This is a genomic window from Pseudomonadota bacterium (assembly GCA_039196715.1).
Taxonomy (GTDB): domain Bacteria; phylum Pseudomonadota; class Gammaproteobacteria; order CALCKW01; family CALCKW01; genus CALCKW01.
Genome location: JBCCUP010000057.1, coordinates 20,407 through 29,519, shown reverse-complemented (window position 1 = coordinate 29,519; position 9,113 = coordinate 20,407). Strand labels below are relative to the sequence as shown.

8 protein-coding genes are annotated in these 9,113 nt (G+C 67.3%); 4 read left to right on the top strand and 4 right to left on the bottom strand.

Features of this window, described 5'->3' with window-relative positions:
* Together AAGA11_16805 and AAGA11_16800 are read right to left on the bottom strand one after the other, a co-directional pair.
* A partial coding sequence (locus AAGA11_16805) for a hypothetical protein (GenBank protein ID MEM9604528.1) occupies window positions 1-525 on the bottom strand: 525 nt, incomplete at its 3' end.
* The gene (locus tag AAGA11_16800) at window positions 518-2,104 is read right to left on the bottom strand and encodes an ATP-binding protein (protein MEM9604527.1); all 1,587 of its coding nucleotides are present in this window, start codon (window positions 2,102-2,104) and stop codon (window positions 518-520) included. The genes AAGA11_16805 and AAGA11_16800, both read right to left, overlap by 8 nt.
* 262 nt (window positions 2,105-2,366) lie before the next feature.
* On the opposite strand from AAGA11_16800, the gene AAGA11_16795 reads away from it, so the two are divergent.
* The 3 genes from AAGA11_16795 to AAGA11_16785 all read left to right on the top strand — a co-directional run bounded on the left by AAGA11_16795 (window position 2,367) and on the right by AAGA11_16785 (window position 6,012).
* Window positions 2,367-3,470, top strand: coding sequence for a DUF1611 domain-containing protein (locus tag AAGA11_16795; protein MEM9604526.1), 1,104 nt, complete (start codon window positions 2,367-2,369; stop codon window positions 3,468-3,470).
* A complete protein-coding gene (locus AAGA11_16790) occupies window positions 3,463-5,148 on the top strand; it encodes an ABC transporter ATP-binding protein (GenBank protein MEM9604525.1) in 1,686 nt (561 codons plus the stop codon). The genes AAGA11_16795 and AAGA11_16790 overlap by 8 nt, the downstream gene beginning before the upstream one ends.
* Window positions 5,149-5,235: 87 nt before the next feature.
* Entirely contained in the window at window positions 5,236-6,012 is a 777-nt protein-coding gene (locus tag AAGA11_16785) for an MOSC domain-containing protein (GenBank protein MEM9604524.1), read from the top strand.
* Window positions 6,013-6,031: 19 nt separating this feature from the next.
* Here the strand turns inward: AAGA11_16785 and AAGA11_16780 are convergent, their stop codons facing one another.
* Together AAGA11_16780 and AAGA11_16775 are read right to left on the bottom strand one after the other, a co-directional pair.
* Window positions 6,032-6,475 carry an RbsD/FucU domain-containing protein gene (locus tag AAGA11_16780; GenBank protein ID MEM9604523.1) on the bottom strand — a complete coding sequence of 148 codons (444 nt, stop codon included), beginning with the start codon at window positions 6,473-6,475 and terminating at the stop codon, window positions 6,032-6,034.
* Between the two features lie 86 nt (window positions 6,476-6,561).
* Window positions 6,562-7,479 (bottom strand): LysR substrate-binding domain-containing protein, encoded by a 918-nt coding sequence (locus tag AAGA11_16775; GenBank protein ID MEM9604522.1) that lies wholly within the window; start codon window positions 7,477-7,479, stop codon window positions 6,562-6,564.
* Window positions 7,480-7,570: 91 nt separating this feature from the next.
* Here AAGA11_16775 and AAGA11_16770 point away from each other — a divergent pair, with 91 nt between their 5' ends.
* On the top strand, window positions 7,571-9,091 hold the full coding sequence (locus AAGA11_16770; GenBank protein ID MEM9604521.1) for a trimethylamine methyltransferase family protein: 1,521 nt from the start codon (window positions 7,571-7,573) through the stop codon (window positions 9,089-9,091).
* The last annotated feature ends 22 nt before the right edge of the window (window positions 9,092-9,113 follow it).

The window sequence follows — 9,113 nt, the reverse complement described above, 5'->3', positions numbered from 1 at the left end:
GCCTTCGTCGCCCTCGTCGCCCTCGTCGCCCTCGTCGCCGTCGTCGCCCTCGTCGCCCTCGTCGCCCTCGTCGCCCTCGTCGCCCTCGTCGCCCTCGTCGCCCTCGTCGCCCTCGTCGCCCTCGTCGCCGGCGTCGCCGGCGTCGCCCTCATCGCCCTCATCGCCCTCATCGCCCTCATCGCCCTCGTCGCCCTCGTCGCCCTCGTCGCCCTCGTCGCCCTCGTCGCCCTCGTCGCCCTCGTCGCCGTCACCGCCCCCATCTTCCTCGTCGTGCAGATCGAGCAGCTCGCGCAGTTTCGTCAACTCGAACTCCGTCCGTTGCTCACCGCCGAAAGACCGCTCACTGTCCTCCGGCGCATCACCTTCCACCTCGTCCATGATGTCGATCAGAACGCGTCGGGCCTGCAACTCATCCCAGGTGTAGTCGGATTCGTCGCGAGCGTGCACCGTCGCCGGCATCCCACACAAGGCCACGGCGACCGGGATGGCGACGGCGCATCCGAATCGCTGATACAGCCTAAACACGGGCGCTCTCGCGCTGGGCGATACGCGCCTCGCGCTTGTCAACTCGGCGCGGCAAGTGGACGCAAAAGCACGCACCGCCAAGTTCCGAGTCTCCGATGTCGATGTCACCGTCGTGCAAAGCGATCACCCGCTTCACGATCGAGAGGCCCAACCCGTAGCCTGAACGCGTCGACCCACGACTGCCTTCGGCCTGGTAGAACACGTCGAACACACGCCCACGCTCTGCCGGTGGCACGCCCGCGCCGTTGTCCGCGACACACAGCGTCAGACCGAGCTCCGACACCGCGGTGGTGATGCGCACCACGCCCTTGCCGTACTTGCACGCATTGTCGATCAGGTTGGTCACGATGCGTTGAAACAGACGCTTGTCGAGGTGGAAAGCGGATTCGGCATTGAGCTCGGTGTCGATCTGCACACCGGCGTATTGTGTCCGCATTGCATCCACGGTGTCGCGCACCACCGAATCGACCACGGTGTCACCGAACACGGCCGCTTGCGCAGAGCCGAGCCTGTGGTGCTCGAGCAACTCGTCGATGTAGCCCTGCACGTCGTCGAGATCCGAACGCAGACCGACCAGAGCCGCGCCGCGTTCGGCCTCGCTGACCGGGTGCTCGATGTCCTCGAGGCGGAAGCGCATTCGCGCCAGGGGTGTGCGCAAATCGTGCGACACGGCACCGATGAAAGACCGCTCGCCGTCGACAACGCGCTTGATGTTGGTCGCCATGGTGTTGAACTGCTTGCCCACGCGGGCCACCGCATCGTCCCCCGAGTGCGCCACGCGGGCATCCAATGCCCCTTCACCAAAGCGTGCCATGGTGCTGCTCATGCGGTGCAGCTGGCGCTCGAGCTGCGCGACCAGCAGGTAGCACGCGACACCGACAACCCCGCCCGCCGTCGCGAGCAAGCCGACGACCAGCGAGACGGGAAACCGGTCGAAGCGCTCGATCGGACCGATGTGCAGCACCGATGCTCCGTCAATGGGCGCGAACACACCAAAGGAGTTCGGGTCCGCGGCGGAGGGAATCAGCGTGACCGCGCCGTTGTCGAGGCGCGACCGCTGCTGCGCATCGGCCTCGACCGCCTCCAGCGGCAGCACGGCGAGCGCAAAGGGCGACAGGGCTTGCAGCGATTCGACCGTGGCCGGTGCGCTACGCCGGCTCATCTCAGCGACGTACAAAATGGCCATGGCACGGAAATGCAGCTCTGACAGGGGTGATACCGAAAGCTCTACGCACTCGCGCGCGTCGACTGGCAGACACCACACCATGGCATCGGTTGTCACATCCAACCGATGAGGCTCACCGCGCCTCAACGGCCCACGAGCACCGTCGGCCAGGGACTCGACTGCGACGGTCTCAGCAGAGGCATCGAGCAGGTCAGAGACGATGCGAAGATAGCGCTCGCGTGTCGCCGGCGACTGTGCTTGTATTTTTGAGGCCACCAGGGAAACGACGCCCGACAGCGACCGTGACTCGTGCTGCGGGTACCGAGTGTTGTAGGACCACAGGTACACGGCATAGCTGAGCAGCGATGCAATCAGCAAGGACAACACGATGCCAGTGTAGATGCGAGAAAACACGGGACCAACGGACGCTTTGGAGGCTGCACTATAGCATCGGGCATCGGGCTGAAATGTCGAGTGCCGAACGCCGTTTTCTACAAAACCCGAACAAAACCGCTACAGCCTGAGGTGGCCGGGCCTGGCGCGTCGGCCTGCGTCCTTGGCCTGCGCCTCGACGCGGTGGATCGTCCCGAACACTTTCCGAACAAAAGTCTGCTGCTGCAGCGCCCGGCCGGCCCGCAAACTGGGTGTTCACCCACAACACACCGAGTTTGCAGACATGTCCCACCCCGCACACCCCCGCTCGAACAACGACGCCGCCGAGGCCCACAGCGCGGTGTCATCGGCCATCATCGATCGTCGCGCCCTGACCGCCAAACGCGCGTTTGTCACACGCAACGTCGACCTCGAGGACAGCGCCCTGCTGGTCGACACCGGTGAGCCACGTGCCGGGGACATCATCCTCGCGCGGGTGACGCAACTCGGCCAGCACCGACGACTCGAGTCGCCCGACGGGCGCCGTGTTCGACTGTTCGTCGACGATGACATCGTGGTCGCCTACGGCAACCGCTACGCGACCGACCAGTTCGAGGCGGTGGTGCCGGACACGATGGCCCCGTGCCGACTGGTCGCCGCCGGAGGCATCGCCGCCACACTCGCCTCGCGCAGCACCGCGGTGCGCCTGCCGACGCAGATCGAACCGTTGGGCTTTCTGTGCCGGGCCGACCGCTCACGCCTCAACGTGATGGACTACGCGCCGCGCACCACGGTCGCGACGTCGGCCGAGCCGATCCGCACCTGCGTCGTGGTGGGCTCCGGCATGAACACCGGCAAAACCACAACGGTCGCCAACCTGGTCCGCGGCGCGCGCCTCAGTGGACAACGCGTCGCCGCGGTCAAAGTCACCGGCACCGGCGCGGGCGGCGACCTCTGGCACTACCTCGACGCCGGCGCCCACTGCGCGCTGGACTTTACCGACGCTGGCTACGCCAGCACGGCAGGCCTCGCGGTCGATCAGATCGTCGGCATCGCCGACACCCTGCTCAACCGCGCGCGGGCCCTCGCCGACATTGCCTTCATCGAAATCGCAGATGGGCTGTTCCAGCGCGAGACGCGTGCCGTGCTCGAGCAGAGTGACCTGCTGCGCCGAGCCAACCAGGTGGTGTTTGCGACCGGCGACCCGATGGCGGCCGAAGCCGGTGTGCGCCTGTTATCGCAACACGGCATCGAACCGGTCGCCATTTCGGGGGCAATCACCCAATCCAAGCTCGCCTGCCTCGAGGCCGAACGCGCAACCGGGGTGCCGACCCAACACAACGTCGACCTGGCTGCTGGCCGGCTGCAATCGCTCGACACCCAGAGTGCGTGGGCACGCTATGCGTGACATGCCACCGCTGCTCGCCGAGGGGCGTTCGGCGCTGCTGGCCAAGCTCGTCGCCATCGGCGTGTGCCACACGGCCGCCGTCGTGGCCACGGCGTTGTGCCTGCGGCACATCATCAACACGCTGGGCGATACGGGCGCCGGTGTGTCGGGCGCCGCTGCGTCGAGCACACTCGGCCCAGCGCTGATCCTGATCGGTTGCGCTGTCGCCGCCGGCGCCCTGCGCTGGGCCGAGCGGGTTGTCGCCGAGCGCCTCGGTCAGGGCTACGTGTCCACCCTGCGCCTCGCCGTGTTCGACCACCTGACGTCCGTCAGCCCGCGCGCCCTGTCCCGCAAGCGGCAGGGCACCCTGATCACCCGCTTCGTGACCGACCTCGGCACACTGAAGAACTGGATCAGCGCGGGCATCGCCCGCGCGTGCGTGGGCACGGTATCGACCGTCGGCTGTCTGGCGGCGCTGATCACACTCCAACCGTGGATTGGCTGGACCGTTGTGGCGATCGTGTGCACCGCCATCGGCTGCCTGCTGTTGAGCGGCACCCTGCTCGACACCCGCATTCGCGCGGCACGGCGCCAGCGCGGTCGGCTCGCCGGCAACGTCGCCGAGAAGTTGCACAGTATGGCCACGGTGCAGGCCTTTCACACCCATCGCCGCGAACGCGCGCGGCTTGCGAAGCAATCCAGAGCCCTGCTCCGCGCGATGGCCCACAACGCCTGGTGCAGCGGTGGCATTCGTGCCGGCGCCCAACTCGCCGGGGGCCTCTGCAGCGCTGCTACGGTGCTGATCGGCGCGTGGGCCGCGTCGCGCGGACAGGCCACGGCCGGCGATGTGGTGGCGGCACTCAGCATCGTGGCGATGCTCTCGACCCAGTTTTACCCGTTCGGACGGCTCTACCAGCTGTGGCGCGCCGCCCGGGTGGCGAGCGAGCGCACGCGCGCGCTGCTGAGACTGCCACGCCTGAAGAAACGACACGCACCCACCGCCGCACCCGACGCATGGCAGGGTGAGCTGCGCTTTGACACCGTGTCGGTGGCGGGGTCACTCACACCGTTCAGCGCGGCGGCCGCGCCGGGTCAACGCATTGCCATTCAGGGGCGAAATGGCAGCGGCAAATCGACCCTGCTGCAGTTGGCCAACCGGCTGATCGACCCGGACGCCGGCCAGATCACACTGGACGGTGCGCCGATTGCAAGCCTGCCACTCGCGACGCTGCGTCGCCGTGTCGCCCTGGTGTCGACTGCGCTGCCTTTGCTGCGGGGCACTGTCCGCTCGAACCTGAGCTACGGCCTGCCACGCTGCAAGACATCGGCGCTGAAACGCGTTGCGCGCCGCTGTGGCATGGACATCACGTCGCCGGATTCACCGTTTTTTCTCGACCGCCTCGTCGCGGAGAACGGCCACAACCTGAGCCAGGGCGAACGCATGCGGTTGCTGCTCGCCCGCGCGTTGATCCGACAGCCGACCGTGCTGCTGCTCGACGAAGCAGACGCCGCACTGGACGCGGCGGGACTGCGCGCGTTAAAGCGTGTGATCGCGCGTTACCCGGGTACCGTGCTGTTCGTGACCCACCGGCGCACCCTGGCGGCCACCGCCGACGTCTGCTGGCAACTCGACCGGGACGCCTCGGCCGAGCCGGTGCCGGATCCGGTCGCCGTGCCGCCCATCCGTCTGGTCACGTGATGCGCTCACGCGCGGCAACGCAGCAGATCCAACCGCGCAAATGTGCGACCCTGAACCACCCTCTGCACACCCGGAGCACGCCACCCCGTGTCAGGCCACATCGTCGAACTGCACAGCTACCCCGTGAAGGGCCTCTCGGCCGTCTCGCACGAGCGCGTCGACCTCCGCGCAGGACAGGGCTTTCCGGGCGACCGCGAATTCGGCCTCGCCAAGGCGAGCAGCGGCTTCGATCCGGCCAACCCGACGCCGTTGCCCAAAAGCAACTTCCTCGCACTCTACGGCTACGAGGCCCTGGCGAGCCTCGAGACCCGCTTCGACCCCGAGACACGGGTGCTGGTGGTCCGCGGCCAGGAGACAGGCGAGCAGCGTTTCGCGCTCGCTGACGAGGCCGAACAGGCGCGGGCCAGCGCCTTCTTCGCTGAGCTGCTGGCCCTCTCGGATGCCGACCGCCCACAGTTCGCCACCGCCCACCCGCACCGCTTCACCGACGTGTCGGTGACTTCCGAGCAGATGATGCACGCCATCTCACTGGTCAACCTCGCGTCGGTGGCGGCGCTGGCCGAACGTGTCGGCACGCCGATCGACGTCGCCCGCTTTCGCGCCAACATCGTCGTCGACGGGTGGCCGCCCTTCGCCGAGCTCGAGCACGTCGGCCAGCGCATCACCCTCGGTGACACCACCTTCACCGTGCTGCAACGCACCCGCCGTTGCCCGGCAACGCAGGTCAACCCGGCCACCGCCGAGCGCGACCTCAACGTGCCCGCGTTGATCAAGGCCCACTTCGGCCACGTCGACATGGGCGTGTACATCGAAGCCAGCGCCAGCGGCACGCTGCACTGCGACGACCCCGCTGTGCTCGGCTGACACCGCGCGTCGGCGGGTGTCAGAAAATGACACCCTTGCGCAGAATGAAGCAGCTGAAAGGGCGCATCTCGGTGCACTGCACGACCGCGAAGGCGCGGGCAGCCTTGCCGTAGAAATCCTGTCGCTCGATGCTCGCGAGCACGCCACCCTCAGGCAGGCGCGGTGTCATGACGTTCCAGGCCGCCTCGTGCACAGCGCTCATCTCGTCAGGGGCCTTGTCGATCTCCATGCGCAGCGCGGCGTAGTCGTGGAAGCCGTCGAGCGGCATGAGACCGGTGATCAGGCGCACGAGCTCGACGGCGTCGCAGCCCGGGCAGTGCAGGACCTCGGTCAGCCGGCAGGTTGCTGCTGTGGTGGTCGACGGGTAGTTCGCGTCGGCGACAACCAGCTCATCGCCGTGCCCCATCCGAGCCAGGCAATACAGCAACTCCGGTGTGACCCTCGGATCGATTCCGTGCAGCATGGCAGAGCCTCCGTGTCAGGAGCCGACAGGGTGACACAGGCCACCCTGAACGCGCAGTGTCAGTGCAGCCTCGCCGTCAAACAGCGTCACGCCACGAGCGGGTAGTCGGACTCCGCGACCAGCCAGTCCCGCACCCGCAGCGCGTCGGCGCTGAGCGGGGTCGAATCCGACCAGACCAGGTAGATGCCGTTGCCGGTGGTCCAGGCCCACTCGCGGCGCGCCACCAGCAGCTTGCGGTCGAGGACGTTGCGCACGATGTGCTCCCAGCCGAAGGCAAAGCCCTCGTCCGCGACCGCCGCCTGCAGCACGAGCGCGTAGTCGTTCAGCCTGAGGCCCGCAGCGACGTCGACGGTGCGGATGCCGTGGTGCGCGAACCACTGGGCCCAGGTCGGGCGCTCGCGAATCGGCTCCTCGAGGTGGATCAACCGCTCGTGCAACAAATTCGGAATGGACCGCAGGTTCTTCGCCGACGCCATGACCCTCGGGCTCGCGACCGGGAAGATCACCTCGTCAGCCAGGCGGTGTTGCGAGTAGCCGGGCCAGGGGCCCGCGCCGAGCCGGATGCCGAGGCTGATGTGTTCGGCGTCGAGATCGGGCTCGCGGTCGCTGCTCTGCATGCGCAAGTCGATGTGCGGGTGCGCCTCTCGCAGGCGGTGCAGTTTGGGCATCATCCAGTAGTAGGTGAAGGCCGAGGACGCGCTCAGGGTCACGTGGGTGTTGCGCCCGAGTTGCCGCACGGCGTCGACCGAGCGCTCGATGTCCGTCAGCGCGCGCGAGACATCGGCGTAGAGCCGCTCGCCCGCCGCCGTGAGCGTCACGGCGCGGTGGGCGCGTCGAAACAGCGTCACCCCCAGCGCCGCCTCGAGCTGCTTGATCGCCGCGCTCACCGACGGCTGCTGCATATGCAGTGCCTCTGCAGCCCGCGTAAACGAACCGGCGTGTGCAGCGGCTGAAAATACGATGAGATTGCGCGGTGAGCCGATCTTTCGCCAGAGATCTGCCATAGATTTTGGCTATCCAAACGATACGATTTTCGCACGATGACACGGCGACGGGCGGTTGTACACTCAGGCCAGACACGCCCCGGCACGACCCATGGCCCGACGCTCCCGCAAGCCGCGCGACCGCGCGGCAACCGCCCCTGCGGCACCGCCCTACATCGCGCGCAAGCTGCCTTTTTTCGACCCGCTGGACGACGCGCAACTGGTTGCGCTCGAGGCGCAGGTCGACTGGATGCTCGAGAACGTCGGCATCGCCTTTCGCGACGACCCGACCGCACTCGAGATCTGGCGCGCCGCCGGTGTCACCCCGGCGGGCGAACACGGCGACCTGATCACAGCCGACGCCCAGTGGATCCGCAGCCTGGTGGCCCAGGCGCCCGCGCAATTCACCCAGCACGCCCGCAACCCGGCGCGGTCGGTGGTGATCGGCGGCGAGAACATGGTCTTTGCGCCGATCTACGGCGCGCCCTTCGTGCGCGACCTCGAGCGGGGACGCCGCTACGCCACCTTCGATGACTTCGAGAAACTGGTCAAACTGACCTACCTGCACCCCAACCTGCACCACGGCTCCTTCGTGGTCTGCGAGCCCACCGACATCCCGGTATCGAAGCGCCACCTCGACATGGTGCATGCGCACATGACACTCAGCGACAAACCGCACCTCGGAGCGATCACGGAGAAAAGCCGCGCGCAGGACTCGGTCGACATGGCGGACATCCTGTTCGGCGCTGACGCCCTCGACCGGCAGGTCTGCATCATGGCCAACGTCAACACCAACTCCCCGCTGTTGGTCGACAAGGTCGTGACCGAGGCGATTCAAGTCTACTCGTCCCGTGGCCAGGCGATGGTGGTCACGCCCTTCATCCTGACCGGCGCCATGGGGCCGGTGAGCACCGCCGCCTCGGTTGCCCAGGCGGTCGCCGAATCGATGATGTGTTGCGCCTTTGCGCAGTTGGTGCGCCCAGGTGCGCCCTTCGTGATGGGCAACTTTCTCTCGTCGATGTCGCTGAAATCCGGCGCCCCGACCTTCGGCATGCCGGAGCCGGTGTTGTCAAACTACATGATCGGCCAGTTGGCCCGTCGCCTCGGCTTGCCGCTGCGCTGCGGCGGCTCGCTGACCGCGTCGAAGATCGAAGACGCACAAGCGGCCTACGAGAGCGCCGATTCGATGCACTCGACCATGCTCGCTGGCTCGAACTTCACCTTGCACGCCGCTGGCTGGCTCGAGGGCGGTCTCGCCACCGGCTTCGAGAAACTCGTGATGGACGCAGACCGACTCGGCAGTTACCAGAAGGTGCTTGGCGGCGCTGACCTCAGTGACGACGCTTTCGCCCGCGACGCCTACGAAGAAGTTGCCCCCGGCGGCCATTTCCTCGGCAGTGCGCACACGATGCGCAACTACCAGACCGCCTTCTACGAGCCCGCGCTCAGCGACAGCGAAAACGTCGAGAGCTGGGAGGAGAACGGCTCCGAGGACATGCGCGTGCGCGCCTTCAAGCGCTGGAACAGCATGCTCGAAGCCTACGAAGCGCCACCGCTCGACGCCGCCACGCGCGAGGCACTCGACGACTACGTGGCCCGCCGAAAGGCCGAATTGCCCGACGCCTGGTACTGACCGCCCTTCAACTACGCCAAGC

What these genes read in the sequence shown, in the direction of transcription:
- AAGA11_16795 (MEM9604526.1), top strand. Translation starts at nt 2,367, where the DNA reads ATGTCCCACCCCGCACACCCCCGCTCGAACAACGACGCCGCCGAGGCC.
- AAGA11_16790 (MEM9604525.1), top strand. Translation starts at nt 3,463, where the DNA reads ATGCGTGACATGCCACCGCTGCTCGCCGAGGGGCGTTCGGCGCTGCTG.
- AAGA11_16780 (MEM9604523.1), bottom strand. Translation starts at nt 6,475, where the DNA reads ATGCTGCACGGAATCGATCCGAGGGTCACACCGGAGTTGCTGTATTGC.
- AAGA11_16775 (MEM9604522.1), bottom strand. Translation starts at nt 7,479, where the DNA reads ATGGCAGATCTCTGGCGAAAGATCGGCTCACCGCGCAATCTCATCGTA.
- AAGA11_16770 (MEM9604521.1), top strand. Translation starts at nt 7,571, where the DNA reads ATGGCCCGACGCTCCCGCAAGCCGCGCGACCGCGCGGCAACCGCCCCT.